This window comes from Vibrio sp. SCP2, assembly GCF_059295395.1.
Map to the genome: position 1 here is coordinate 461,180 of NZ_JCAFVV010000001.1, position 26,178 is coordinate 487,357.

A 26,178-nucleotide genomic window follows, 5' to 3' on the forward strand; every position below is an offset into this window, starting at 1 on the left:
ACACCATACCTAAAACTCATATAATGTTTGTTAAATGCGCTGGTTTTGAGAACACTGTAAGTGTAGATAAACAAGAGATAACATTATGTGTGCTAGGACAAGCTTAAACGAAAAACGAATACTCACCTTCTCAGCGTTGCTCGCATCGGGCTTTGCTGGCGCAGGTCTCGTACTCGGCTTGCTTGTAGGTTCACTGGTTATTGTGTTTGACGGCGTTTATTCTCTGGTCAGTCTGCTGTTAACTTTATTGTCGCTGGCTGTCTCGCGCTTTATTGAGCGCCCTTCGAAGCGTCAATTCCCATTTGGTAAAGCAGTGCTAGAGCCCGTTGTCATTGCTGTAAAAGGCAGTGTCATCCTCGCTATTGTCAGCGTTTCTCTCTACTCAGCAGTGACGGCTATGTTTACTGGCGGACGTGAGGTTGACGCGGGCATTGCGACTCTGTTTGGCGTAGTGAACGTATTAGGTTGTGGCTATGCTTGGTGGTATATCGCCAACAAATCAAAACGCTTTTCTTCTGGGCTTATTGAAGCAGAAAGCAAACAGTGGCAAATGGATACCCTATTAAGTGTCGCTGTCACGTTAGGCTTTGTAACCGCTTGGTTAGTCTCCATTTCGCCATTTGCTAAATATGCCGTTTATGCCGACCCTATGATGATGATTCTTATGTCTTTTTACTTCATCAAGGTACCGTTTGATATGTTGATGGGCGCACTGCGCGAGCTGCTGATGATGAAACCTGACGAAGCCATTTGTAACGCGGTAGACAAAGAAGTCTCTGCATTAGATAAACAAGTGTCTCAGCAACTAAAAGTAGCGGCCGTCACTAAGGTCGGCCGTGAGTTGAGGGTTAATCTTGACGTTCACTCAAAAGGTCAACAAGTTGAAGTGGCGGAACTGGATAAAACCCGCCGAGTGTTAAAAGATAAACTGTCGAAGCTTTCGTTAGACCTTAATCTAACCATGAATATTGCCAGCTAAAAACGAGCTAAGCTGTATCTCGTTACAGATGCAGCACGCCTGAAATGATAGTGCAAGCGGTACCGCTTAACTTCACTCGCTGACCTTCTATCTCTAAGCCAATATGCCCACCCCGAGGAGAGGCTTGGTAAGCATTAAAGCTACTTTTACCTAACGCCTGTTGCCAATAAGCGGCTAAAGCGCAATGAGCAGAGCCTGTGACAGGGTCTTCGTTGACGCCTACCCAAGGAGCAAAATAACGAGACACAAAATCAACCTCTGGATTATTGCTCAACGCAGTAACAATCACTCCACGGCCTTTCAGTTGCTTCATGGCATCAAAGTTCGGCTTCAACTGCTCCAGTATGTGTAAATCAGGTACGTGTATCAGTACTTTTTCATCAAACTGCCTTGTGGCAATAATTTGATTTGAACTCAATCCTAAAGCTTCAAACAACAAGGAGTTATCCGCTTCTTCACTACCAGTCAAAGTTGCTATTGGAAAATCTAGTTCAATGCTATTGAGATTACGTTTGACCGTTAATTGCCCTGACAGTGTGTTAAAAGCGACGCTCTCCCCTATTGAGAGTGCGCCCTTTTGCGCGAGAATGTGGGCAACAGCGAGGGTACCGTGACCGCATAGTGCAACCTCAACTTTGGGTGTAAACCACCTCAGTTGCATGTTGCTCAATGTGAGAAATGCTGTCTCTGAGACCGCCATTTCTTCAGCAATCGAATACATCAGCGACTCTTCGAGCGGCTCTTGAGTAATACAAACGCCAGCAGGGTTCCCTCTAAAAGGCTGAGAGGTAAAAGAGTCGACTTGATAAATCTCAATATCCATTTGTTTCCTTAATCTGATTTCTGCTTTCCATAGGCACTAAGTCCGAGTGCTATCGCAACACCTAGCATGATTATGTAGAGGTAAGAGGCGCCATTCTGAGTTCTCTGCTGGTTAACATCCGCCAATCCATAAGCCGTTTTCTTGACCACGGTTTCCCCCACTTTTAAGAAAACAATATCGTAAAGTCGACCACTTGAACGCGGAACGACTCCGACATGAATATCCTCACGAACTGGGCTCTTAACATCCTCAAATGGGTAGTATTCGGTATTGATGCGTTTACCAGATTGCTTATCTTGTAAGTGGCTATATAGCCCACCTTTAACGCCAGAAAACACCTCAACGAAGGTGACATCGTAAAACTCAACGTCACTTTCACTCGCGGCATCTTGAAATACACTGGTATCTCTTAAAATGACGTAAGCGCTGATAAAAACCATGGCAAGCGTCATCAGTGTGACTAGCCTGCTTGATGGACTAACCAATGTTAAAAACCTCTACTACTCTCATTGCTTGTCATGACTAGCGTTTTGCTACATCTAGCCACTGGCCGCCTGTTAAACTGTCAAGATCTGCTGCCTTTAATCTAAACACTGTATTCGGCGTTCCCGCTGCTGCCCAAATCTCACCGTATTGTTTCAAGTCCTGATCGAGCAGGGTTTGCACTTTTGCGGTGTGAGCGACGGGAGGCACACCGCCAATCGCATAGCCAACTTTCTCGCGCACAAATGCCGCATTGGCTTTTTCAAGTGGGATACCTGTTTGCTGCTCTATTTTGTCTGCACAAACCATATTGGTGCCTGAAGCAACAATCAGTACTGCCTCGCCTGTTTGGCCATTTTTAAAAATGAGCGATTTGGCGATTTGAGCGACACCACAGCCAATAGCATCAGCCGCCTCTACTGCAGTGCGAGTTGAGGCAGGCATTTGCTGAATCACGAAATCATGGCCACGACTTGATAAAAAGTCCTGAACTTTGATGGATGAAGCTTTCAGTTCCGTTGACATAGTATTCCCTCTTATTTTTCGTTCTTATAACTGTATGTATAACCTCAACATATCCTTATGTTGAATGCCAGACTCAAAAATAGCTTCAGCGTAGTTATCTACAAAGTGATCTTTAACAACGCTATCGACTCTAAAACCTAGCCTTTGGTAATAAGTCAGTTGATAACCAAACGTTCCCGTCCCTAACTCGACTCGCTTGACACCTTTATTACTTAGCTCAGCGAGCGCATACCTAAGTAGCTGCGAACCGATACCTTTCTGCTGATACACTGGTAGTACTGAGACATTAAAGATTTCTGCAAGTACGCCGCTTAAAGGCTTTACTACACATACCGCCACCATTTTCTCGTTCTCTAAAGCGACAAAGCACCAAGAATCACTAAGATACGTTGCAATGCTTTTCTCACTGGGATCAGCTTCAAGCAACAAGTCCATCGGTACCTTATTTTGCAAAGTTTCTTTAAATATCATGGCTTAGTAAGTCGTATTCACTGTTCGTTTGGTTATCTGTATCAGGTAGAAAGAGTCTTTGGTATTCAGCACTTAGCGGTTAAGTCAGGATTTTCAGCTAATAAGTTGGTCATCGGCAAAAACAAAGGCTCTGGAAGTGAATCTAATGCAAACCATTTCCATTGCTTACATTTATTCGGCTCCATAATTTGAGCCTCTCCGGCTGCACACTCAGCAACAACGAACAAGGTAATGTAATGCTTATCTTCTTGTTCGAACACGTCGTTGGTAAACCCAAGCTTACTGATTGAGTTCACCTGCAATCCGGTCTCTTCTAGGACTTCGCGCTCAGCACACTCTTCAATAGACTCGCCAAATTCTAGGTGTCCTCCAGGTGTCGCCCAAGTGTGAGCGCCATGAGCACCGATTCTTTCTCCCAGAAGGATTTGGTTATCTCGCTTAATCACAACCGCTACACCTACACGTACTTCTTTGTTCATCGTTAACCATCTCCTCTTTGTTGTATGCTCTGACTTAAAGTTGTTCGCTTTTCGCTATTATACCGACTCGCCAAACGCATACTGACGTTTTATCTCTACAACTTCAACAACATAGGATGAATACCATTTTTCTCGCCCCAAGTTTTGAGCGATTGAGTGTTGACTGTCTAAGTGCCATTTTCGAATGTCTTCTTCATTGTCCCAGTAAGAGATCGCTATCTCCTGAGAACCTTCTGATACTGCGATAAAGTCTCGACAGTTGTATTTGTCAAAGGCAAGGTCACGCATAAGTGCAACCATCTCAGAATAGTGGGCATCTTGATTACCCGTTTTCGCTTTAAAAATGACCGCGTACATTACATCCTCCATGATGCCGAGCGTATTTTCCTCCACTGAGGCTCAATGCGACTACTTCAGTTTTTCCACAATCAAATAAGTATGAAGCTCTGGGTATTGGTCAAATTCGAGATGTCGAACCATACAGCCTAGCTCAATAAACAAACTTAAAAAGCCATTGGTTCCGAGTGACGAGTAATAGACTTCTGGCCCCATAAAGCTGTTGGTGTGAAAGCCCTCTTCACTTGTGCCACCAAATGAGAAAATGAAAAGACCGCCGATATTTAGACTATCGACAATCTTGGTCATCACGTGGCGCTGTTGATCTAAAGGAATATGCCAAATACTGTCCCAAGCGGTAATGAAATCGTATTTTTCAGCAAATTCGTACTGACAAATATCGGCGTTGATAAACTCAACCTGTGGGTGTTTCTCTTTGGCTAGCGCCAGCATCTCACTTGATACGTCCATACCTGAAGGACTGAACCCTTCATTCGATAACAATTCAATGAATCGTCCGGTACAACCACAACCAATATCTAGAGCGTTTCCGCGTTTCTCCGTAAACGAAATAGCACGCTTGTGTTGCTCAATACCATTCTCTAAGTTGAAACTTTCGCCTTGCCAAATGTGAGTAATTTGGTCGTATGCCTTGCCTATTTGTTCTGGTTTCATGTTGGTTTCTATCATTCCTTTATTCGTCACGACTCGTGATAATTCTTGGGACAATTTAGTTAAGCTCTAACTGCCAATAACCTACGGAGATATGTTGATCAAACTTGAATCCAATGTTGGCGAACTCGCCAACTTTTCTAAACCCCATCTTCTCATGTAATGCCACACTAGACGGGTTTGGCAGCGCAATAGTTCCTATCGCGTTTTTAATGCCGAGTTCACGTAATTGAGCAATCAGAGCAGTATAGAGCTTTTGCCCCGCCCCTTTGCCTTTCGCATCACTAGATAGATAAATAGATGGTTCAACCGTATAGCGATAAGCACTGCGAGGTTTCCACTTAACCGCATAAGCATACCCTAGGGGTTGGCCCGCCTCTTCGAGCACAATCCAAGGTAGCTCTGCAGAGAGAACGGCATCAATCCTCACCTTCATATCTTCAATAGAAACAGACTCTTCTTCGAATGAGATAGCCGTCGTGGCGATGTAATGATTGTAGATATCCGCTATCCATTGAGCATCTGAGAGCTGCACTTGTCTTAGTTCCATTTGTCCTCCTTAACCAATAACTCGCTATTCATCCTACACTCGATTGAGCTAAGAGATAAACCTAAGAATCAATTTCAAATGCAGGGCAAGGCGTCCCTTGGTGATATTTCAGTTGCCAGTTACACCCCGTAAATGCCCAAATCGATGACCGTTTGGCATAACTACTAATTTCGCCATCCGCAGAGATTAATGCTGATTTATACAGAAGAAGCTGAACGGAAGGTTCGAGTTGAATGCATTCATAATCCTGTGAATGGATGATAACTTGAGAAGGTTCTTCACCCTCCATCATTTCACTGATCGTCTCAAAATCAAAGCTGGTACCCGATTTACCTACTTCACGAAATGTCGCGTGGATTAGTCGTTCTCTTTCAGCTTTGTCTTTCCGAACTGAAAACTGATGTAGCGCTTTTTCTTGTTCAATCAGAATATCCATTTCCTATCACCTCGTTCGGCTATTTTACTTTTGACCTATGTGATTAGAGAGCATCACAAGAAGCTTGAAGATGTTGTGTAATCGAACCCCTAATCGTAATGGCTTGGCATTACCTTTAATAGTGATGGCGGCTTTAATTGCTGAAATCTTGGCGTAAATGCTTTCAATCACTTGCTGAGTCTCCCAACCATGGTAGCGCTCAAGCTGTTTGATTCCTTTAGTGCTGGCTGCATCTATTTTGGAGCGATTGAGTGAGTTAAAGTTAAACCCTTGCTGCAATGCGTTTCGATAGGCTGATTCTTTAATTTGTGGAATGAGTTGTTCATACCCAGAGCGCGTCTCTACATACAAACGAATGAGCTCGATGTTTTCTTGCAGTTCAACTACAACCGTTCTTTTAAGCCCACGATTACCTGCAATCCATTTGTACAACGAGCTCGCGACTTTCTCTGCACTACTCGCCGCTTCAAATGCTTCCTTTGCTTGCATATTACCCCTAATACCTAATCTACCCACTCAGGTGCATAATGAGTTTGAATCAAAATATTAAGTGAATTCAATACGTTTGCAATAAGAATTTACACTAAGTCAACAACATCGATTAATGGTCATGATCATGGTGGCTGTGATCCTCAAGACCGACTCCATTTACGATCTCTGGAATCCTCTGCACACCTATGCCATGGCGATAAACATTTTCTGCACCGAGATAACCGGTGACAAGTACGCTCATGGTCGAGACTAGCACGATAACAATAAACCATACGTTGACTGTCTTATTACGTATTAGGAGGAATACACCCAGAGAGACAAACATAAGTGCTACAGAAACAATGGCAGCCTTACGGTGCAGCAGCATTGCTACGTGCCCAGCCTCATCGTGTGCAACTGTATTAAAAGCATACCACCCCGTGATGGCAGCAATAAGACTAGAAATCGCAGCAGCATATAAGCTCCACTTAGCCACAATGAGTAGCTCAGAGCGTAAGTTAGCAGGAAAAGGAAACAGACTTAGGATATAGCAGAGAGAGGAAATAACCATTGGGGCGATAACAAAATGCACCACAAATGGGTGCCAGTTTGGAATAACTTCGATCATTGCTCACTCCTTGGTTTTGATTTACCAATCAAACATGATTATAGGTAGACAAGAACCAAGCCGACACAATTAACAACAACTACCTTTGTGTTGTACAGGTGGGCAGGGAACGCTGCCATAGGAGCAAAACACGCAGCAATCGCCATGCTTTGGCTTTAACAGCTCTCCACAATTGGTACATTCGTAAAAGTATACGCAGTGATCTGTAGGCATAACTTCAGTGCGTTTATTCTGGCACTTCGGACAAACCAGTTCAGATTCAAGGATGATGACCATAAATTCTGCCTTCCTATATCACTAAGAAAAGAATAGCCAACAATTAATCACATCGTTGCGGGTTTACGAACAAAGGGAGATGTCTTCTGAACTACAGATACAAAAAAGGAGAGCCGAAGCTCTCCTTTTCTTAATCCTAAAAACTAACTCTAATTAAAGAGCAGCTTTCGCTTTTTCAACTAGAACTGCGAATGCAGCTTTGTCGAATACCGCGATGTCAGCAAGGATCTTACGGTCGATCTCGATAGATGCTTTCTTAAGACCGTTGATGAAACGGCTGTAAGATAGACCATTCTGACGAGATGCAGCGTTGATACGTGCAATCCATAGTTGACGGAATTGACGTTTCTTGTTGCGACGGTCACGGTAAGCGTATTGACCAGCTTTAGTAACTGCTTGGAAAGCTACGCGGTAAACACGTGAACGTGCACCGTAGTAACCTTTAGCTTGTTTTAGAACTTTCTTATGACGTGCACGAGCTTGTACACCACGTTTTACGCGAGGCATTATGCTTCTCCTAAACTAAACGATTAATAAACTAAAAAGAATTATGCGTATGGTAGCATACGAGCAACTGCAGCCACTTCACACTTAGGAAGGATTGCATTTGGACGAAGCTGACGCTTGTTCTTAGTAGTACGCTTAGTCAGGATGTGACGTTTAGTAGCGTGCTTAAACTTAATACCACCAGCAGTTTTCTTAAAACGCTTAGCAGCACCTTTGTTGGTTTTCATCTTAGGCATGATGAATAACTCCGCATTGTTGAGTTGTTTTAAACAATAGTAATTAGGGCGAACAAAACCCAGCCACCTTACGGCAGCTGAGTTTTCTTACTTGCAAAGCCGTTAATTACTTCTTTTTAGGGGCAAGAACCATGATCATCTGACGACCTTCGATCTTCTTAGGGAAAGATTCCACTACTGCTAAATCAACAGTGTCTTCCTTAAGACGATTTAGAACGTCAACACCGATCTCTTGGTGTGCCATTTCTCGGCCACGGAAGCGAATTGTTACCTTCACTTTGTTGCCTTCTTCAAGGAAACGCGTCAGGTTGCGTAGTTTTACCTGATAGTCTCCAATATCAGTTCCAGGACGGAATTTTACTTCCTTAATCTGGACCTGTTTTTGCTTTTTCTTCTGCTCTTTAGCAGATTTGCTCTTCTCAAAGAGGAATTTACCGTAGTCCATTACACGACATACTGGTGGCTCAGCGTTTGGACTGATTTCTACCAGATCCATACCAGCTTCTTCAGCTGCTGCTACTGCTTCTTGGATAGAAACAACACCAACTGATTCACCATCAGCGCCAGTTAAACGAACTTCACGAACGCCACGAATTTCACCGTTTAAACGATGAGCATTTTGTTTGGCCGGTACTTGGCCGCGTCTTCCGCCTTTAATAGTTTATTCCTCCAGATTGAGCTTACGGCTTGAGATCTCGTCTTGGATGTATGAGATAAAGTCATCCACTTTAAACTTGCCAAGATCTTTGCCTTTACGAGTACGTACTGCGATTTCGCCAGCTTCCATTTCTTGGTCGCCACAAACAAGCATATACGGTACACGCTTCAAAGTATGTTCGCGGATTTTAAAGCCTATCTTCTCATTTCTCAAGTCCGCTTTAGCTCTAATTCCACATTTTTGTAGTTTTTGTGCCACTTCCTGAACATAATCTGACTGCTTATCAGTAATATTCATGATTACAGCCTGCTCTGGCGATAACCAAGTTGGGAAGAAGCCGTAGTATTCTTCGATCAAAATACCGATGAAACGCTCTAGTGAACCTAGAATAGCACGGTGAATCATAACTGGCACTTGGCGCTCGTTATTTTCATCCACGTAAGTAGCACCTAGACGACCCGGTAGGTTGAAGTCTAGCTGAACTGTACCACACTGCCATGCACGATCTAGACAATCGTAAAGCGTAAATTCAATCTTAGGACCGTAGAACGCGCCTTCACCTTCTTGAATCTCGTATGGAATATCCATTGATTCTAGAGATAGCTTAAGTGCTTCTTCAGATTGATCCCAGATCTCATCTGAACCTACACGCTTTTCTGGGCGAGTAGATAGCTTAACCACAATGTTAGAGAAGCCGAACGTTTGGTATGTATCGTAAACCATCTTGATACAACCCGTTACTTCGTCTTGGATCTGGCTTTCAGTACAGAAGATGTGTGCATCGTCCTGTGTGAAGCCACGTACACGCATAATGCCGTGTAGTGCACCCGATGGCTCGTTACGGTGACAAGATCCGAACTCTGCCATACGTAGCGGTAGATCACGGTAAGATTTCAGACCTTGGTTAAAGATCTGGACGTGACCTGGACAGTTCATCGGTTTAATCGCGTATTCACGGTTCTCAGAAGATGTTGTGAACATCGCATCTGCGTATTTATCCCAGTGACCAGAGCGCTCCCAAAGAACGCGATCCATCATTAATGGACCTTTCACTTCTTGGTAATCGTACTCGGTCAGTTTTTGACGTACGAACACTTCTAGGTCACGGAAGATAGACCAACCATTATGATGCCAGAACACCATACCAGGTGCTTCTTGCTGCATGTGGAACAGATCTAACTGCTTACCGATTTTACGGTGGTCACGCTTCGCTGCTTCTTCTAAGCGAGTAAGGTGCGCTTTAAGCGCTTTTTTGTCATGGAAAGCAGTACCGTAGATACGTTGTAGCATCTTGTTGTCACTGTTACCACGCCAGTAAGCACCTGCTACGTTAAGTAGCGTGAAGTGCTGACAGAAACCCATATGTGGTACGTGTGGACCACGACACATATCGATGTATTCTTCATGATGGTAAAGACCTGGACGATCATCACGAGAAACGTTCTCGTCTAGGATTTCCATCTTGTATGTTTCACCGCGAGCTTCAAATGCATCGCGAGCTTCCTGCCAGCTAACCTTTTTCTTGATTACTTGGTATTTGGTCTTAGCAAGCTCTTTCATACGCTTTTCAATCTTTTCTAGATCTTCTTGCGTTAGAGAGTGCTCAAGGTCGATATCGTAGTAGAAACCACTATCGATAGTTGGACCAATCGCCATTTTCGCTTCAGGGAAAAGCTGCTTGATCGCGTGACCAAGTAGGTGAGCACAAGAGTGACGAACGATTTCTAGACCATCTACTTCATCTTTAACTGTGATGATTTCTAGGCTTGCATCTTGTTCGATAAGATCACAAGCATCAACACGGTTACCATCTACACGACCAGCGATGGTTGCTTTAGCAAGACCAGGACCGATAGATTGTGCGACATCAAGAGTAGAAACAGGGTTGTCAAATTGACGCTGACTGCCGTCAGGAAGAGTAATAATAGGCATTTAACTGTCCTTTACAGTGGTGTTGCACACCAAGCAACACATGCAATTTAAAACGTGTCTTTAACTTAGAATTCAAGGAGTAAAGACGAGAGTTCTTTTCCTTTTTCTGCGCAAATACGGATGCACAACTCAGGAACGAACGCGTATTGTAACGAATTAATGTAAAATAACAATCGAAGTCACAGAATTGATTAAGAAAAGTTCAAAAATCGTTCAGGTTAACCAGTAATTAAGCGCCGTTCTCGCTTCATCAATCACATCGCTGGCGAGCATACCGACTTGCCCTTCACGCATTGCGATTTGGTCTGCGGCAACGCTGTGTAATAGTACACCGAACTTGGCAGCATTTGACAATGACATTCCCTGCGCGATTAAGGCAGCGATAATCCCTGTTAACACATCCCCCATACCGCCAGTTGCCATTCCTGCGTTTCCTGCCTGACAAATTGAGATCTCGTCTCCGTCGAATATTAAGGTTCCAGCGCCTTTCAAGACGATGATACCACCGTATTTCTTATGCAAGTTTCTTACTGCCTGAAAGCGGTCTTGCTCTATGTCTGTGGCGCTGCACTCCAGAAGACGCGCTGCTTCACCCGGGTGGGGTGTGATAATTCGTAATTCATCGACATTAGGTTGCTGCGCCAATAGATTGAGACCATCCGCATCAACAACTTTTGGTTTTTCTACTCGGCTGGCTGCTAAGAATATACCTTGTGCCCAGTTATCGGTACCAAGCCCCGGCCCCACAGCAATGACATCTGCGAACTCTAAACCTTCCTTCAGAGCATCAGCTTCACCGCTCCACCCTAACGCCATTACCTCTGGGCAGGCAACCTGCAGTGGCAATGCCGAACTTGCGTGACATAATGTCCGTATCAGACCAGCACCACTTCGCGCCCCGGCGCTCGCACATAGACGAATCGCTCCTGCATAACCTTGATTTCCTCCTAGGCATAGCAAACGTCCATTGTGCCCTTTGTGAGCCGTAGCGAGACGGGGTGGCATCGCTAAGCGAAATTGATCCGCATCGATAAATCGGCTACTGGCTTCGACGCACTGCCTAAATTCATTTTCAACGCCTAATCCCGCGTAGTGAAGCTCACCGATATAAGCTCTCGCTTGTGCGGTTGTTAAACCCTGTTTTACGCCAATAAACGTTACCGTGTGTTTTGCAATGATCGCATTTCCCAAGATTTGACCACTGTCGGTACACAAACCGGAAGGGGTATCTATCGCGACAACCGGAACTTGGCTATCATTGACCTTTGCGATGAGATCTTGAAGGGGTTTCCTGACTTCTCCCGCAAGCCCAGTGCCCAATAGTCCATCAATCAACACATCCGCGCTGTTTTTCGACCAATCCAACGAGTCGAACGATTGAATCTCTCCACCGCACTCCATCCACTCTTGTTTGGCTTTAGCCGCATCAGCAGATATTTTGGTCTCATCACCGAATAGATAGAGAGCAACGTCTAATCCATCTGATTTGGCAAGTTTGGCGACAACAAAGCCATCTCCGCCATTGTTTCCCGTTCCTGCCATTATCACGATGCGCTTAGCATGAGGAAACTTATCTCTCATCACTTGATAAGTTGCCAGCCCTGCTTGGAGCATGAGCGTATACATCTCGACGCCAGCGAGCTTTGCCGCTTGCTGTTCACCGCGTTTGACTTGCTGGCCTGTGTACAGTTCTAGAGGAAGTGTTGAGTTCATAGATATGAAGGGTTACCAAAACATATTTAGAGCATATACAACAACGCCAAGGATTTCCTTGGCGTTGGTTACAGATTAGTGCTTACTATTATTGCTTCTTGGAGACAAGCGCTTCGGCAGTTGCATCTTGTATAGAGAGGAACAAAGAGCGAATCTCACCTGTCGGTGTACGCATCGGGTTAAGCGTGATGTTCTGGTACATAAAGTCGGCCTGTTGAGTCACAGGACGAACATTTCGGCACTTAAACAAGTACGGACGCTGCTGCCAAGTGATAAAACTACGGCACCCTAAATTGTAGACAGGTTTGGTTTTTAGCTTAAACCAATCTTGAGGAATTTCAGGAAACAGCTCAAACAGAGACTTTCCGATCGCATCATGCGCCTGTATGCCACTGTGGTGAGTCATAAACCCATTCCACACTTGAACATTATGATCAGTATCAAGAACCACTAAGCCCAAGTCTACATTTTGCACCATATCCACCATCCAGTGGAACTGCTCAAATTCAGCTGGAAGAGATAACATTAGAAGTCCTCCATTAGGTACGAAAGCTTGTTGTCGAGAAGTGGTAACGATTCATCGACAAACATAAACAGTAAATCACACCGTATCGACGTTCCATCAATGTTGTAACTGACTTCAAACGTCATGGTTTTCTTAAAAACCCCCGTGGTTGAAGAAATCACAGAATCTATTGAGATATGTTGGCCTAGCAAAACAGGAGAACTCTGGAAAAAGCGCACCTCAGCTTGCTTACCTAAGCCATTCAGGAAGGAGCCGACTAAGATGTTAGAGACATCCATTAATAGCTCAAGCTCTTCTAACTCTTCACTATCAGCTGGCACTTTCATTAGTTTTTTCAGGTCACTGACACTGGAGTCGCTCAAAAGTACCAGCGCTTCACCTGCTATACCTTCTCCGCTAAACCCTTGGCACACCCCTGAGACTTGATCGTTTTCCGCCAGATCTCGCAGAGCCATGTGAAGTTCACTAACTTCTAGTATGTTCACATTCGGTAAAGGTAAATGGACAAACACATCAAAGTGTCTTGCCAAGGCATCAGCCGCTTGACCGATAGAGACGTTAGCCACTTCCATATAGATATCGCGGCGGCGGAGTATCGGTAGTTCGACAGAAACAGGTGTGACAATTCTCGGTTGAGTGGGCGGTTCAACTAACTCTTTAAGCACCTGATTAAGTGCATCTTTATCAATTGGCTTTTGGATAAACGCCTTTGCCCCTAGCGTCATCACTCGTTCTTTGGCTTTAGGTTGAATATCGCCTGAGACTACCACCACTGGTATATCAATACCTCGGTTACCAATCTCTTCCAACGTACCAAAACCATCCAACTCTGGCATGGTTAAATCCAAGAACATCAACTTGAATTCATTTTGTTCTAGCTGCTCTAAAGCATCCAATCCATGGACTGCAAAGGTAATATCAGCATTTAGCGAAGCAGGCAGTGAGCGAGCCATTTGCTTTCTCGCCAAAGCGGAGTCATCGCATATAAGTACCGGATAAGACATGCGTACACCTACTCCTATTTATGTAGTTTATTATTTGAGTGTAACAGAAGGTTTGCACACCCGGTACGCTAGGCGGCAAATTTCTTTTGAGTAAACAGTAGGTAAGACCACTAGACCAATATTAGGCTTACTCTTCACCACTCGCTTTTTGATTAAATGAGTCCTCGTCAAATCCTTCATCGCGAAACGTTGACGCAATCTCTCTAAATTTTTCTTCTATTGCTAAGAAGGTATCGACCATCAAGGGTTCGAAGTGGCTACCTGAGCCGTCAGCAATAATTCCTACCGCTTTCTCATGGGAAAAAGCCGGTTTATATACGCGCTCTGAAATTAGCGCATCATAGACATCAGCAACCGCCATAAGCCGCGCACTCAAAGGAATATCATAGCCTGACAAACCTTCCGGATAACCGCTACCATCCCACTTTTCTTGGTGACTGTAGGCAATCTCTTTTGCCGTTTGAAGAAAATCACACTTAAAGTCAATAGAGTCCTCAACCGTCAATAGCACAGCTCGACCAAGCGTGGTGTGGAACTTCATCAAATGAAACTCTTCATCGGTCAATTTACCCGGCTTCAACAGTACGCTATCAGGAATACCGACTTTACCAATGTCATGCAGAGGTGCTGACTTGTAGAGCAGTTCTATTGAGCTCGGATTCAACTCTTCCGTGTAGTGACCATTAAGCAGGAGCTCTTCAGCAAGCAGTTTGACGTAGTTTTGCGTCCGACGTATATGGTTTCCTGTTTCGTTGTCTCGTGTTTCCGCCAATGATGCCATCGCGCCTATTGTCGCGTCTTGCAGCATTTCTAACTCTCGAGTACGCTTTTTCACGCGTTGTTCCAAGCTTTCGTTTTGCTCAGACAGCTCTTCCATCGTGAAACGTAGCTTAAGGTGAGTATTGATACGTGATAGCAAGGTCGGTGGGCTGATCGGCTTCAGGATATAATCGACCGCTCCAACTTCAAAGCCACGTTGCTCATCTTCAATCTGAGTTTTAGCGGTGAGAAAGATAACTGGAATGTGCTGGGTATTCGGATTGGCTTTGAGCCTCTCACAGACTTCATAACCATCCATCTCAGGCATCATGATATCTAGAAGGACAATGTCAGGGGATTGATTTTCGCAGATAGCCAGAGCTTGCTGGCCACTCGTTGCCACAATGACTTTGTGATGCGGCTTAAGCAGGCTGCTTAATAACACCCGATTTTCTGCGTTGTCGTCGACAACAAGCACACTCGATACCGAATCAGCCACTTGACTCTCCAAACACTTTATCAATATCTAATGGATAGATACTGATCGCCTTTCTCAATGCCTGACTTGCCGCTAGAAAGTCACAATCGTGAATATTCCGACAGCAGGCTTCGAAGTTCTCCGACTCTAGTAAAGTATTGAGTCGTATGTAGTGCTCGTCAAGAAAGTCGATAGCACTTGAGTCAAATTCATTAAGTAACATATCGAGCCGAGCTATCAGCGCGACACTCTCGTCATCTAAGCTCTCTTTAACTTCAGCGGGATAAGGTCTGCCTAGCCCTTTGCAAACTGCCATAAAAAACGGCTCTAAATGTGCTTCAAGTTCCTCAATTAAGCTTTCAAACTCTTGGTTGGTCCCTTCTTCACCCAGTTGTGACTCTAATCGTGCGGCGATATCAGATAATCGTGTTGCCCCTAGATTCCCAGCAGAACCTTTAAGCGTATGTATTAACAGTTTCGCGTGGGGATAATCTTGTTTCTCAAGCGATATGTTTAGACGCTTACAGAAATCATGCTCTTTATCAACAAGCTGAGAGAGCAATCTTTGATAGAGCACTTCGTTACCTGCAACACGCATTAACCCACTTTTAGCGTCAAGCAACTCAATATCATGGATCGAGTAGCTAGTATCAACAGCACTCTCATTCTCTTGCTCCGAGACAGCAAACTGTTGCCTCGAATCTTTAAGAGCGAGCTTATCGATACAGCACCTCTTTATCGTCGAATAAAGCGCGTCTGGATCAATCGGTTTAGATACATGCTCGTTCATACCCAAACTTAAACACCTTTCTCTCTCTTCAATCATCGCATGCGCCGTCATGGCAACCAGTGGAATGTCATCGTACAACTCATTGGATCGAATTCTTCGGCTAGCCTCATAACCATCCATAACAGGCATTTGCAAATCCATAAAGATAATGTCGAAGTCCTCATGGTTCTTCTCTAATATCTGTAGTGCTTCTAAGCCGTTATTGGCCACCGTCACATGCATCGCTTTGTCTTCCATCAGCTCAACCGCTATTTGCTGATTGATCTCATTGTCTTCGACAAGCAGTGCGTTCAAGCAATTAAACATACTGCCGTCTTTTTCTGCCTTCGATTTATGACGAGAACTCGACGATGAACCATTTGGGGCAAATAAATCCATCAATAAGTCGAAAAGAAATGACTGCCCTATCGGTTTCGCGAGGAACCCAGCAATATCTAAATCGTCTAGCTCATTGGAGATGTCGTCTTTGTCATAGGCGGTAACAATGACCATTTGGGGTTGATGCTGCGGTTTGATTTGTTGGCGGATCAGCTTTGTTGCCTCAATACCACTCATTTCAGGCATCTTCCAATCCATGAACACTAGGTTATATGGCTCTCCAGCCGCTGAGGCGCGTTCAAGTTCTTGCAGTGCTTTTTCTCCACTGTCGACCAAACTCGGTTTTTGCGGTAAGACATCAAGTAAATCTTCCATAATGAGTAGCGCATGTTCATTATCATCTACGGCTAACGCTTTTACTGATTGGAGCGTATCTGGAACCACCAAACATTTATCCTGATTGGCTTCTTCAAATCCAACGAGGACGCAAAATGAGAAACAGCTGCCTTGATTTGGCGTACTATCAACTCGAATTTCTCCGCCCATCAGTTCAACCAGTCTTCTACAGATTGATAACCCCAAGCCCGTTCCCCCATAACGCCGTGTCGTGGAACCATCTGCTTGAGTAAATGCATTGAATAGTTTGTCAGCTTGCTCCTTTGACATTCCGATTCCGGTATCCTGAACGTCTAAGCATAAGTAAATCTGGCCGTCCGATTCAGGGCGAACATTGACCGTCACCGCTATCTCGCCCTGCTCTGTAAACTTAACCGCGTTGTTCACCAAATTGATGATAATTTGCCCCAAGCGAAGCGGGTCCCCTTTGATCACTTTAGGGACATCTTTAGAGACTTTAAATAGAAGCTCTAGGCCTTTTTCAAACGCTTTTTGCCCAGTGACCATAGACACATTATGTAAAACATCATCGAGATAAAAGTCGATCTCTTCGATGGTGAGCTTACCTGCTTCGATTTTGCTGAAGTCGAGGATATCGTTGATGATACCCAGTAGTAGAGAAGCTGAATTGTGAATCTTAGACAGGTAATCATGCTGCTTAGGTGAAAGGTCTGTTTTTAAAGCCAAGTGAGACATACCAATGATCGCGTTCATAGGCGTGCGAATTTCGTGGCTCATGTTGGCTAAGAACATAGATTTTACTTCAACCGCTTCCTCTGCTTTCGCCCGTGCTACCATGAGCTCTTCTTCGACTACCTTCCTTGAGGTCACATCACGCAAAAACATGGCGGCACAACATTGGTCATCAAACCAGAAAATGCTAATCCCCAGATCTATTGGAATCATTTTCCCATCTTTGGTGAACGTTTCGACTTCAAAGAACCCGCCGCTGACCTTTTCTTGATCGTCAATAGAAAGCTCACCACTCAAGATTTCATCTAGATCGTTTGGCAAATCGATTTTGAGCAGCTCACATAAGTTCTTGCCAGTGACTTCCTGCGAAGTAAAGCCATAAGTCTCCTGTGCGGTCTTATTCCACATAACAATTTTCTGGTGCGCATCAATAATAACGACGCTCGATGGTGCCCCATCAATAATGGTACTCGACAGGGCCTCAGAGGCTTTCAGATCTTTAGTTCGACGCTCAATTTCAGCTTCTAAACCTTGTTGGTGTTCAGCTAAGGCAAGGTTTTTTTGCTGCAACTCATCCAGCAACTCATCCCGTGACTTTTCCCCAAGTATGTTTGCGATGGCTGTATGTTGCGGGGCAGTAAGCGTTGCCCCTAACCGTATTCGCCAGATTAAACTCTGTTTAGAAATCTGAACATCCAGTATTGGAATCGCTAGATGGGGAATAACTGTTGTAAGTTCAGGGCAGCGCCATTCAAACATCAGTAACTCATCATCCACTGCCGCCATCAATTCAACTTTGTCTGTCAGCGTATAGAGATACCTTGGAATTTCACTGCTAAGCATTAGCAGTTGGTCGCGTTCAAAATGTTGGTATCCAATGACATCCAATATAGATGCGATTTTCCTTCGCAAGGTAATTCTAGAAACGTCACTATTGGTAACGGTTAGGTGATATTGATTAGTCATGAGAGAACCTCACAACAATAACAGTCGCATCATCAAACGGTTTGCTGAACGACTCAATAAAGTAAGAGGAGATGTAATCTACCGCTTTGCCATTGGCGTGCTCTAACTCAGACTGAGAAATGTTCTCTTTGACCCCATCAGTCGTCAAGAGAAAAGTGGAATCGTCAGAAAACTCAAATTCAAAATGCCTAAGATTGGGAAGTGTCTCGCCAACAATGCCCGCTTGAGCATGAAAACTCGTTCCTTTGTCTCCAAGATGCCGAATGAGAGTATTTCCAACACCTAAGCCATAACCTTTTAACTTGATTGAATCGAAAAAGACCATCGTCATTGCTGCGCCTATAGTTCCTGTAAGGAACTCATGAGCTTGGCGCATCGTCCAATCAATATCAGCACTACCTATATCATCAAGAAACGTCTCAATCTGTCGCGCCAGTTGTGCAGCTTTCTCTCCATGTCCTAAAACATCAATAATGGTCACCAACAACCCGTTTTCTAGCTTACAGATATGGAAGCCATCTCCTGCTTCCGGTTCATCTCGATATGGGACACACTTAACGCTGTATTGAAAACCCATACTAGCTCTTCCACTTAGTAATGGTCACAACAGTTCCTTGCTCAGGTGATGACTGAATATCAAAATCATCCATCATTCTCACCACACCAGGAAGTCCAAGCCCGAGTGATTGCCCCGTCGAATAGTTGTCTTTCAACGCGTTTGTTAAGTCGCTTATCCCTCCTCCTGAATCTGATACGATAACTTTCAATCCAATATTTAGCGAAGTTTCAACATGATGTATCGATACCTCTCCTTCACCTGCATATTTGACAATATTGGTAGCAAGTTCGGAGACAGACGTCGCTAGCTCACTGACAATTGGCGCACTGTACCCAAGCTGCTGAGCTATGGTGTACACCGCCATGACAACTCTCATAACATCAGACTCTGAGTTAACATAATGTGTTTCTATCACTTTCTCGGGCGCGCTAGAATCAATCACCTGCACCTCCTACTAGATGCAAACCATCATCAATACTCTGCACACAAGGTAGTTGCTCGGTATGATAGCCAATGTTAACCAATGCCATTGCAATACCAGGTCGTATACCAACAAACAGGCAGCGCCTACCCATAACTTGTACCGTTTTCACGATGGTAAACAGCTTATCGAAATCGGCTCTGTCTAACGTTTTCACTTCTGATAAGTCAATCAGCACGCCACTGATCGAATGGCTTCCAACTTTCTCTAATAAGTGAAGGCGAAAATCGTCTAAGACCTCATCGCTCAAATCGACTTGAATTGTCGCGACGAGAACATTCTGTAACTGACTTATGGAAATGGACTTCTTCATTATTATGCTAAGCCTCGCGCTAAGAGAGTGCTTTTAGTGCCTGTACATTTAACCCCATCATTTCAAAAGCATTTTCTAATGCATCTCTTAAGGTCGCGTTGGTTTGGACTTCACCGACGTTGATTCCAAGCTGAACCATGGTTTGAGCAATGGAAGGTGAAACGCCCGACACTAAACAATCGCAGCCCATCAATTTGGTGGCTTTAGTTATCTTAATAAAGTGATTGGCAACTGCAGTATCGACGACAGCAACGCCAGAAATATCCATAATGAATATTTTGGCGCGGTGTTCAGATATTTTGTTAAGCACTGCCGACATGATATCTTGCGCGCGTTTAGAATCGATAATGCCCACAATGGGCAACATCAAAATATCTTGCCACACCATGGTCACCGGAGTAGACATAGCCAAAAGCGCTTCGCTCTGTTCAGCGATACGGCGATTGATCAGTCGAGAGTAGGTATCAACCACTATCGTAGTATCTAAATGAAGTAATTTCGTAAACGCAGTCACCAGTGAGCTGTACTCATCACTGTATAAACTTCCGTCGTACATCCTTTTGGTGAAAATAACCATCGAGATATTCATACCTGCGAAGTATGTAGGTAGAGGCAAACCGACACGTGCATGCACCTCACCTACGTCTCGACGCTGTTTAACGTATTCGTCGTCGACCTTGGCTTTGAAAAATGTACTCCAGTATTCAATCTGTGCATTTTGAACCCGTTTTAACTTTTTATCGTCCGCAAAGAACTGAATATATTCGGGTTGATTTTCAAGCCAGTCATAAAAGTGACCTACATACTCATGTAACTTAGGCAACATGAGATCACCGAACTTTCGGATAAGCGCCAAATCTGCCTCAGTTAAATCATGCAACTTGAGTAAGCTGTCCGCACTTGTATATGAACCGACTGACTTATTGTTTGACATTCTTGCTTCCTCACCTTTACTCGTCGCTCTAGGAACGATTCAACTAAAGTCTTAACAATTGATTATGCAATTAAGCTTAGTTCACATTATTGACGTGACAAATAACAAAATAATCAAAAACAAAATTAATCCTTAGTAATTAGGTCAAGTATTCAATTTGTTCATATACTGAATGGAACTCGGTCATTAGAAATCGTTTTAGAACAGGAAGTAATAGGGGAACCTTATGCGCGTAAACCAACCCGTAACTCAAAGGGAAGTCACGTATCCACCGGAGTACAATCTCCTCTCGATCACCAAGCCGAGCAGCCATATCACCTATGCTAGTCAAGACTTTTGTGAGGTTGCGGGTTACACATTAGATGAGCTAGTGGGCCAGCCCCACAATATTGTTCGCCACCCAGACATGCCACCTGCCGCTTTCGAAAACATGTGGGGGTATCTAAAGCAAGGTAACTCTTGGATGGGATTGGTGAAAAACCGTTGTAAAAATGGGGACCACTATTGGGTCGATGCCTTTGCTTCTCCCATTAAAGAGAATGGCAAAACGGTCGAGTATCAATCTGTACGCCTTGCCCCAAAAAGGGAACATGTCAAAAATGCGGAGAAGCTTTACGCTCAGCTAAACCAAGGAAAAACACCGATACAGCTAAAACTGCCTCGAACTCGTTTGTGGCAACGTATGGCTCTCGCCTTGTTGGTTATTGCCATAGTCACCAGTTTAATCGCTCAAGCGTCACCAGTAATGGCCATTTGGGGATTTTTCCTACTAGGAACGGCGGCTGCTTTTGCTCTTACTCGTCGCTTGGAATCATTATCGGAAGATGCACGTAAGGTGTTCGATAACCCATTGATGGAATTGGTTTACAACAAGCGTGTCGATGATATATCCGAGATTCAACTGGCACTCAAAATGCGCCAATCTGAAATCAACTCTATTGTCGGGCGTATTCAAGACTCCAATCAGCAGATATCTAAAGCTGCGAGCTCTTCAGCACAAAACTGTGAGACGACAGCCGAGAACCTTGTTGGTCAAACATCGGAAACAGAGCAAGTTGCCGCTGCCATCAATGAAATGCACTCTACCGCCAATGAAATTGCACAAAATGCGCAAAGTGCTTCCGACGTTACAGAGCAAGCAGGAACCGCGGCGAATGAAGGTAGAGCTTCCGTTACTCAAACTATTGACTCCATCAATGAACTTTCCAAGCAGCTTGGTGTTGCTTCCGAGGTTATTCAGCAGTTAGTAGAGCATGGTCGAACGATCGGTGAAGTTCTGGTCATCATTCAAGGTGTCGCAGAGCAAACCAACTTATTAGCCCTCAATGCAGCGATTGAAGCGGCACGTGCCGGCGAACAAGGTCGAGGCTTTGCCGTTGTGGCTGATGAGGTTCGTCAATTAGCGCAGCGAAGCCATGAATCAACAGAAGAGATCCAGAACATCATCAAACTCATTCAAGCCAGCACTGAAAAAGCAGTTCAAGCCATGAATGAAGGCAATCAGCTTTCAGATATTTGTGTCGACTGCGCTAATACCTCTGGAGATAAATTGGACGCGCTACTTCATCAAGTCACTGATATTTCAGATCGAAACAATCAAATTGCGACTGCGATTGAAGAGATGGCGAGAGTGACAGATGAAATGAACTCTAGCGTTCAGTCAATCAGTGATGTGTGTGCTGCGACCAATGTGTTGGCAAGTGACACGAAAGATGAATGTGAAGGTCTGGTCGACAACTTAGGTTCACAAGGTAAGCTCGTCGCCCAGTTCAGAAAGCTATAGCCACCGATAATAGGCTCCAATGAGATCAAAAAAGCCTTCCGAAGAAGGCTTTTATTTTTGGCTATTGCGCCATTCGAATCAATGAACGACCAATTAGCCACTCAAGTTCTTTCGCACTGCCCTCACCAAGCTTCTCTTCACAAACCTTGTAAAGACGCTCGATACCATTGCTGGCAAACTCGTGTGTGCTTTGAGACGTCACAATGTGGTGGAATAGTAGACGTAGGATCGCACGAAACTCTTCGTTATCTAGCGCAGCAACCCAGCTAGATGAAAATGCGTCCAGTCCATTTTCGAAATCAACGTGCTCGACAAACATTTTAAAAATGCGACCATCCAGTGCAGCAGTGAAGTCGGTTTTCTTCGGAAAATGGTGACTAATACCTGTTCTTGATACGCCTGTCTGTTGGCTTAGTGTCGTATACGACATCTTGTCGTAACCGAGTCGTAATAGTTGGTCTACTACCGCATCCATTATCTTCTGGATGGTGATCTCAGTATCTTCTTTACTACGCTTTGGCATGTTTAGGCTCTTCTCTCTGTATATCCGTCTTTAATTATTGACGTCCAATGTCACTAACTTCCGTTTTAGTATCGTACGTCATGACTCAACGTAAAAGACCAAACCACAATTAAACCATACGGCTTATCTAATTGTTGTGTGATGCAAGCTAATTTTCCACAAATAATCATTGACGACATTTATGAAATCAAAGGACGTTATCTTTTTGTTTATATAATATTGAGCGACCGATAATCTTACAATTTGTTGGTGCTTACAACTAACTGAATAGCATTCTGACATGAGAATGACATGAATTTTCGTAATTTATTGATCTAAATCACACTTAGAGCGAACCAATTCGCCGTGTTTATAGTTGCGCAAAATTTCAGCAAACAATAGATCATACTGTTATTTTCTCTAAAGTCAGCAGAGTCCTTTTTATGGATTCAGATCTAATTACTGGTTAATATAGCCCTATTATTTGTAAGAGGATTGATTTGAGATGAGCACTGAACCAGAACAAGTATGCGAAGCATGTGGCTGTGCAGGCGAAATGGGTTTCATCATTAAAGAAGGTGATGATGTTGCTGAAGTAACTATCTTTGCAGCGGGTCAAACGCTACTACAAGCAGAACTGGATAAGTATGTTGAGTTAGCCAAGCAAGTTTGTGCGGCTGTTGAATTTGAAGTATCTCCAATCACTGAAGAGTCGACTGAGCTAACAGCTCGTTTTAAGTTTGAAGTGAGTGCTGAAAAGCTTATCTTTGAACTGAAAACTCGCTCTCTAGCGCGATAATCAACTATTTGATTTTTATCTAAAACGGGCTATTCAGCCCGTTTTTTTGTTTCAACAAGCCAATATCGTTGCACTATTTAAGCCTAGACTTAATATTAGGTATCACTCTTTCAAACCTCATTCGACTATGCTGCGTATTCTGTTTTCAATCTTGTTAGTCGTATTCTCTCTGAATACCCATGCTGTCGCTTTAGATCAATTTCGTATTCTTAACCATCTAGATAACTATGGTAACTTAGATTTGCGCAATAAGCCCTACACCGAACTGCCCAGTGGTTTGGTGATCAAAGGTAACCTAAACATTGCTAAAACCTCGATTAAGCGAATTCCCAAAGGCGTCGATATTCAAGGTAGCCTGACCGCGACCAACTGCAGCCTAAGTAAGATAGATAAAGGGGTAACCATTAAAGGTTATGCCAACCTGCTTGGCTCCAAAATCACAAGATGGCCTTCTGGCGTAAAAGTCGGCGGCTATATTAATCTAACAGACACTCCCCTCACCTCTTTACCGCCAAGATTACGTGTAAAAGGGGATCTCAGCGTGATACGCACCCCGCTTGAAACACTCCCAGAGGGAATGACCGTTGAAGGCAATCTTTATATCGGCGGGTCAAAGATTACCGAGTTTCCCGACACCATGACGGTCAAAGGCAATATCTTTCTGGGTGGTAACCGTATTTCGAAATGGCCGACAAACTTAACCCTAGGCGGCGCAGTAGCCCCATAGTAGTGGATACACTTTACCGGGTATTGTTTAAGCTATAGAAGTAAAGCGAAATGAAATGATACAACTGTTATCGCTCACATATCGCACAGCCAGTCGTTATCATGTATAATCTAACGCTAAAGTAAGCCGCCACATTTCTGACTTATAATTGACTCAATCCACTAGATTGCACACGCGCTAGTCATTACACTGTGGCAGAATAAAAAACAAGCAATGTCTAAGGCGCTCCACGTGTTCGCCTTTTTCCCGTCTTCATATTCATAGACGTATAATAGTGTACCTAATATGGAACAAGATAAATTCACCAATATTTATCGATTGCCAACGGCTGTACAGATCCGAATAGGCAAATGGCAGCAGACGTTCAACGGCACTTCTGATCTTGTCATGCACCAAGCAATCGAAGTTAGGAATAAGCAATACCGAAAACCTAACTTTTTTCCGTCGGGTTGGAGTGTCCAACTTTTCGATAATAATGATATCTCGATTACCAACCATGGTAAGTACATTCAAACTGCAATGCGAACTATGATGGATCGTAAGGTATCATACAAGCGTATTTACTTATCGCGTTTACCACTTGAACAAGCAGAACCCGGCTTGATTGCGTTTAAGCAAGAGTGGATTTCGAAACACAATCGCGTAGCACGTAAATACAACCAGATTAAGAAGAAGCAGTTTATCCGCTTCGCCCTTGAAGAAGCAGAGACACTTTACCCTTCGATAGAGAAAGGTGAGTTCGATATTCAGTTATGGAACAAGTTGGTGGTTTCTGAATTGGGAAGCCCTAAAAAGTTCGACAATCCATACTTTGTCAAAAAAGCCAAAGTCTAGTCGTATGATAAGGGCAGCGAATCGCTGTCCTTAATACTTATCGAGTATTTGTTGATAGCGACTATTACCCGACGCATCTTGTTGTTTTAGCAGTTCAAGCCCCTTTTGTAGCTTATCGACGATTTCTTTGTCTGTATTACGATTAACGGCAAAGTAAACATCGCCCTCTTTAACCACATAAACTGCTTCAAACATATCTGGGTCAACACCTGCCTGCCTTGACCACCAGTAAGCGGCTCGCTCCGCGTAAACCAGTAAATCAATCCGCTTTTTCATTAACTGCTCAGCTAACACGGTGACATAAGAGGCCTCTTGCATCGAGTTTCTTGGAATACCGAGTTCTAGCAAACTTTGCTCACCGATATCGTCTCGAATCACGCCAATACGGTAATTCGCCATATCAAGCGCATCATTAATCTTGATGTTTGAGTCTTTTCTAGCGAGGACAACGACTTTGATATCGACGATTGGCCCTACCCATTGAAACAAGTTTTCACGATGTTCAGAGCGTGTTGTTGAAAACAGAACAGAGTTTTTGTGCGTCAGTACAGTACGATACGAACGCGCCCAAGGTTGAAGGGTCATTTGAGATAAGGTAACAGGCTCACCGACCAAGGCACTCGCCTCCATCAGTATCTCAACAGAGTAGCCAGTAATCTTATCATCTTTGAGGAAATTGGCAGGCGGATAAGCCTCGGTATAAAACGAGACTTCTCGCAGATCGTTGTCCTTGCTCAGCACGCTTGGAGACAACAACCAAACAGCAAGCGCCATAAGCAAGTGGTAAACAGAGATGTTGTGAATCACAATGTTCTCCCCCTAAATGCCATCTAATACTAAAGTTAGTCTAGAGATGACCAGTTCTAAAGGGGGAGATTCAATTAAATTAGACCGTTTCGACTTAAGCCGCGCTTAACACTTGAGCACATTTTGCCAAATCGACGAATCTCATCGAACTGCGGAGTGATGCCTCTATCTATCGCCGACTCCCAATAACTCAGCTCAGAGTCGACCATTTCTAACAACTTCTTTGGACAACCGACACAATTACCTTTAATGCCACAGACAAACGTTTCTGGCGCATAAAGAGGTAAGGTATCTTTTACCTGCTCAATAATGCCTTTCATTGCGGCGACTCGAT

33 protein-coding genes are annotated in these 26,178 nt (G+C 44.0%); 5 read left to right on the top strand and 28 right to left on the bottom strand.

From position 1 onward, the window contains the following. Window positions 1-85 precede the first annotated feature (85 nt). Window positions 86-979: a cation diffusion facilitator family transporter gene (locus AC5O63_RS02250; protein WP_272788141.1), complete on the top strand. Its 894-nt coding sequence runs from the start codon at window positions 86-88 to the stop codon at window positions 977-979. 22 nt (window positions 980-1,001) lie between these two features. Here AC5O63_RS02250 and AC5O63_RS02255 read toward each other — a convergent pair whose 3' ends face one another. The 25 genes from AC5O63_RS02255 to AC5O63_RS02375 all read right to left on the bottom strand — a co-directional run bounded on the left by AC5O63_RS02255 (window position 1,002) and on the right by AC5O63_RS02375 (window position 20,392). Beyond that, the gene (locus AC5O63_RS02255) at window positions 1,002-1,802 is read right to left on the bottom strand and encodes a PhzF family phenazine biosynthesis protein (protein WP_494503764.1); all 801 of its coding nucleotides are present in this window, start codon (window positions 1,800-1,802) and stop codon (window positions 1,002-1,004) included. A gap of 8 nt (window positions 1,803-1,810) precedes the next feature. Beyond that, window positions 1,811-2,254: a hypothetical protein gene (locus AC5O63_RS02260; RefSeq protein ID WP_494503765.1), complete on the bottom strand. Its 444-nt coding sequence runs from the start codon at window positions 2,252-2,254 to the stop codon at window positions 1,811-1,813. A 70-nt stretch (window positions 2,255-2,324) separates the two neighbouring features. Continuing rightward, entirely contained in the window at window positions 2,325-2,810 is a 486-nt protein-coding gene (locus AC5O63_RS02265; protein WP_004749055.1) for a YbaK/EbsC family protein, read from the bottom strand. 24 nt (window positions 2,811-2,834) lie between these two features. Beyond that, entirely contained in the window at window positions 2,835-3,281 is a 447-nt protein-coding gene (locus AC5O63_RS02270; RefSeq protein ID WP_494503766.1) for a GNAT family N-acetyltransferase, read from the bottom strand. Between the two features lie 65 nt (window positions 3,282-3,346). Next, the gene (locus tag AC5O63_RS02275; RefSeq protein WP_494503767.1) at window positions 3,347-3,760 is read right to left on the bottom strand and encodes a nucleotide triphosphate diphosphatase NUDT15; all 414 of its coding nucleotides are present in this window, start codon (window positions 3,758-3,760) and stop codon (window positions 3,347-3,349) included. A gap of 57 nt (window positions 3,761-3,817) precedes the next feature. Further along, window positions 3,818-4,117 (bottom strand): antibiotic biosynthesis monooxygenase family protein, encoded by a 300-nt coding sequence (locus AC5O63_RS02280; RefSeq protein WP_494503768.1) that lies wholly within the window; start codon window positions 4,115-4,117, stop codon window positions 3,818-3,820. A gap of 51 nt (window positions 4,118-4,168) precedes the next feature. Continuing rightward, window positions 4,169-4,771: a class I SAM-dependent methyltransferase gene (locus AC5O63_RS02285; RefSeq protein WP_494503769.1), complete on the bottom strand. Its 603-nt coding sequence runs from the start codon at window positions 4,769-4,771 to the stop codon at window positions 4,169-4,171. Between the two features lie 55 nt (window positions 4,772-4,826). Then, window positions 4,827-5,318, bottom strand: a complete 492-nt coding sequence (locus tag AC5O63_RS02290) for a GNAT family N-acetyltransferase (protein ID WP_494503770.1) — start codon at window positions 5,316-5,318, stop codon at window positions 4,827-4,829. Between the two features lie 61 nt (window positions 5,319-5,379). After that, window positions 5,380-5,754 (bottom strand): nuclear transport factor 2 family protein, encoded by a 375-nt coding sequence (locus tag AC5O63_RS02295; protein ID WP_239853417.1) that lies wholly within the window; start codon window positions 5,752-5,754, stop codon window positions 5,380-5,382. A 24-nt stretch (window positions 5,755-5,778) separates the two neighbouring features. Next, window positions 5,779-6,243: a hypothetical protein gene (locus AC5O63_RS02300; protein WP_494503771.1), complete on the bottom strand. Its 465-nt coding sequence runs from the start codon at window positions 6,241-6,243 to the stop codon at window positions 5,779-5,781. Between the two features lie 112 nt (window positions 6,244-6,355). Continuing rightward, complete coding sequence (locus tag AC5O63_RS02305; protein WP_494503772.1) at window positions 6,356-6,853, bottom strand: DUF2231 domain-containing protein; 498 nt, start codon at window positions 6,851-6,853, stop codon at window positions 6,356-6,358. Between the two features lie 69 nt (window positions 6,854-6,922). Next, window positions 6,923-7,129: a GDCCVxC domain-containing (seleno)protein gene (locus tag AC5O63_RS02310; protein WP_494503773.1), complete on the bottom strand. Its 207-nt coding sequence runs from the start codon at window positions 7,127-7,129 to the stop codon at window positions 6,923-6,925. A gap of 153 nt (window positions 7,130-7,282) precedes the next feature. After that, on the bottom strand, window positions 7,283-7,636 hold the full coding sequence (rplT, locus tag AC5O63_RS02315) for a 50S ribosomal protein L20 (RefSeq protein WP_004401084.1): 354 nt from the start codon (window positions 7,634-7,636) through the stop codon (window positions 7,283-7,285). 41 nt (window positions 7,637-7,677) lie between these two features. Then, window positions 7,678-7,872 (bottom strand): 50S ribosomal protein L35, encoded by a 195-nt coding sequence (gene rpmI, locus AC5O63_RS02320; protein WP_004411425.1) that lies wholly within the window; start codon window positions 7,870-7,872, stop codon window positions 7,678-7,680. Window positions 7,873-7,978: 106 nt separating this feature from the next. After that, a complete protein-coding gene (gene infC, locus AC5O63_RS02325) occupies window positions 7,979-8,530 on the bottom strand; it encodes a translation initiation factor IF-3 (protein ID WP_071881323.1) in 552 nt (183 codons plus the stop codon). 3 nt (window positions 8,531-8,533) lie between these two features. Beyond that, window positions 8,534-10,462, bottom strand: coding sequence for a threonine--tRNA ligase (gene thrS / locus AC5O63_RS02330; protein WP_004748569.1), 1,929 nt, complete (start codon window positions 10,460-10,462; stop codon window positions 8,534-8,536). 213 nt (window positions 10,463-10,675) lie between these two features. Then, window positions 10,676-12,175: an NAD(P)H-hydrate dehydratase gene (locus AC5O63_RS02335; protein ID WP_494503774.1), complete on the bottom strand. Its 1,500-nt coding sequence runs from the start codon at window positions 12,173-12,175 to the stop codon at window positions 10,676-10,678. Between the two features lie 88 nt (window positions 12,176-12,263). Then, complete coding sequence (locus AC5O63_RS02340) at window positions 12,264-12,701, bottom strand: PAS domain-containing protein (protein ID WP_171320761.1); 438 nt, start codon at window positions 12,699-12,701, stop codon at window positions 12,264-12,266. Further along, entirely contained in the window at window positions 12,701-13,705 is a 1,005-nt protein-coding gene (locus AC5O63_RS02345) for a response regulator (RefSeq protein WP_171320760.1), read from the bottom strand. The genes AC5O63_RS02340 and AC5O63_RS02345 overlap by 1 nt, the downstream gene beginning before the upstream one ends. A gap of 127 nt (window positions 13,706-13,832) precedes the next feature. Continuing rightward, window positions 13,833-14,963: a response regulator gene (locus tag AC5O63_RS02350; protein WP_494503775.1), complete on the bottom strand. Its 1,131-nt coding sequence runs from the start codon at window positions 14,961-14,963 to the stop codon at window positions 13,833-13,835. After that, the gene (locus tag AC5O63_RS02355) at window positions 14,956-18,105 is read right to left on the bottom strand and encodes a hybrid sensor histidine kinase/response regulator (RefSeq protein WP_494503776.1); all 3,150 of its coding nucleotides are present in this window, start codon (window positions 18,103-18,105) and stop codon (window positions 14,956-14,958) included. Before AC5O63_RS02355 ends, AC5O63_RS02350 begins: the two co-directional genes overlap by 8 nt. Beyond that, window positions 18,098-18,682: a SpoIIE family protein phosphatase gene (locus tag AC5O63_RS02360; RefSeq protein ID WP_004748563.1), complete on the bottom strand. Its 585-nt coding sequence runs from the start codon at window positions 18,680-18,682 to the stop codon at window positions 18,098-18,100. The genes AC5O63_RS02355 and AC5O63_RS02360 overlap by 8 nt, the downstream gene beginning before the upstream one ends. 1 nt (window position 18,683) lies before the next feature. Beyond that, the gene (locus tag AC5O63_RS02365) at window positions 18,684-19,106 is read right to left on the bottom strand and encodes an anti-sigma regulatory factor (RefSeq protein WP_494503777.1); all 423 of its coding nucleotides are present in this window, start codon (window positions 19,104-19,106) and stop codon (window positions 18,684-18,686) included. Then, a complete protein-coding gene (locus tag AC5O63_RS02370; protein ID WP_494503778.1) occupies window positions 19,099-19,458 on the bottom strand; it encodes an STAS domain-containing protein in 360 nt (119 codons plus the stop codon). The genes AC5O63_RS02365 and AC5O63_RS02370 overlap by 8 nt, the downstream gene beginning before the upstream one ends. A gap of 19 nt (window positions 19,459-19,477) precedes the next feature. Continuing rightward, window positions 19,478-20,392, bottom strand: a complete 915-nt coding sequence (locus AC5O63_RS02375) for a protoglobin domain-containing protein (RefSeq protein ID WP_171320754.1) — start codon at window positions 20,390-20,392, stop codon at window positions 19,478-19,480. 226 nt (window positions 20,393-20,618) lie between these two features. Here AC5O63_RS02375 and AC5O63_RS02380 point away from each other — a divergent pair, with 226 nt between their 5' ends. After that, window positions 20,619-22,175, top strand: coding sequence for a methyl-accepting chemotaxis protein (locus tag AC5O63_RS02380; RefSeq protein WP_367938501.1), 1,557 nt, complete (start codon window positions 20,619-20,621; stop codon window positions 22,173-22,175). 61 nt (window positions 22,176-22,236) lie between these two features. Here the strand turns inward: AC5O63_RS02380 and AC5O63_RS02385 are convergent, their stop codons facing one another. Next, window positions 22,237-22,698: a TetR/AcrR family transcriptional regulator gene (locus tag AC5O63_RS02385; RefSeq protein ID WP_004748557.1), complete on the bottom strand. Its 462-nt coding sequence runs from the start codon at window positions 22,696-22,698 to the stop codon at window positions 22,237-22,239. Between the two features lie 484 nt (window positions 22,699-23,182). Here AC5O63_RS02385 and AC5O63_RS02390 point away from each other — a divergent pair, with 484 nt between their 5' ends. The 3 genes from AC5O63_RS02390 to AC5O63_RS02400 all read left to right on the top strand — a co-directional run bounded on the left by AC5O63_RS02390 (window position 23,183) and on the right by AC5O63_RS02400 (window position 25,037). Beyond that, entirely contained in the window at window positions 23,183-23,476 is a 294-nt protein-coding gene (locus AC5O63_RS02390) for a YfcZ/YiiS family protein (RefSeq protein WP_004748556.1), read from the top strand. Window positions 23,477-23,603: 127 nt separating this feature from the next. Further along, window positions 23,604-24,203, top strand: a complete 600-nt coding sequence (locus AC5O63_RS02395) for a hypothetical protein (protein WP_494503779.1) — start codon at window positions 23,604-23,606, stop codon at window positions 24,201-24,203. Window positions 24,204-24,488: 285 nt separating this feature from the next. Further along, on the top strand, window positions 24,489-25,037 hold the full coding sequence (locus tag AC5O63_RS02400; RefSeq protein WP_494503780.1) for an MSHA operon transcriptional regulator: 549 nt from the start codon (window positions 24,489-24,491) through the stop codon (window positions 25,035-25,037). Window positions 25,038-25,067: 30 nt separating this feature from the next. Here the strand turns inward: AC5O63_RS02400 and AC5O63_RS02405 are convergent, their stop codons facing one another. Both AC5O63_RS02405 and AC5O63_RS02410 read right to left on the bottom strand, forming a co-directional pair. Beyond that, complete coding sequence (locus AC5O63_RS02405; RefSeq protein ID WP_494504557.1) at window positions 25,068-25,811, bottom strand: substrate-binding periplasmic protein; 744 nt, start codon at window positions 25,809-25,811, stop codon at window positions 25,068-25,070. Window positions 25,812-25,918: 107 nt separating this feature from the next. Continuing rightward, on the bottom strand, window positions 25,919-26,164 hold the full coding sequence (locus AC5O63_RS02410; RefSeq protein ID WP_494504558.1) for a hypothetical protein: 246 nt from the start codon (window positions 26,162-26,164) through the stop codon (window positions 25,919-25,921). Window positions 26,165-26,178: the final 14 nt, after the last annotated feature.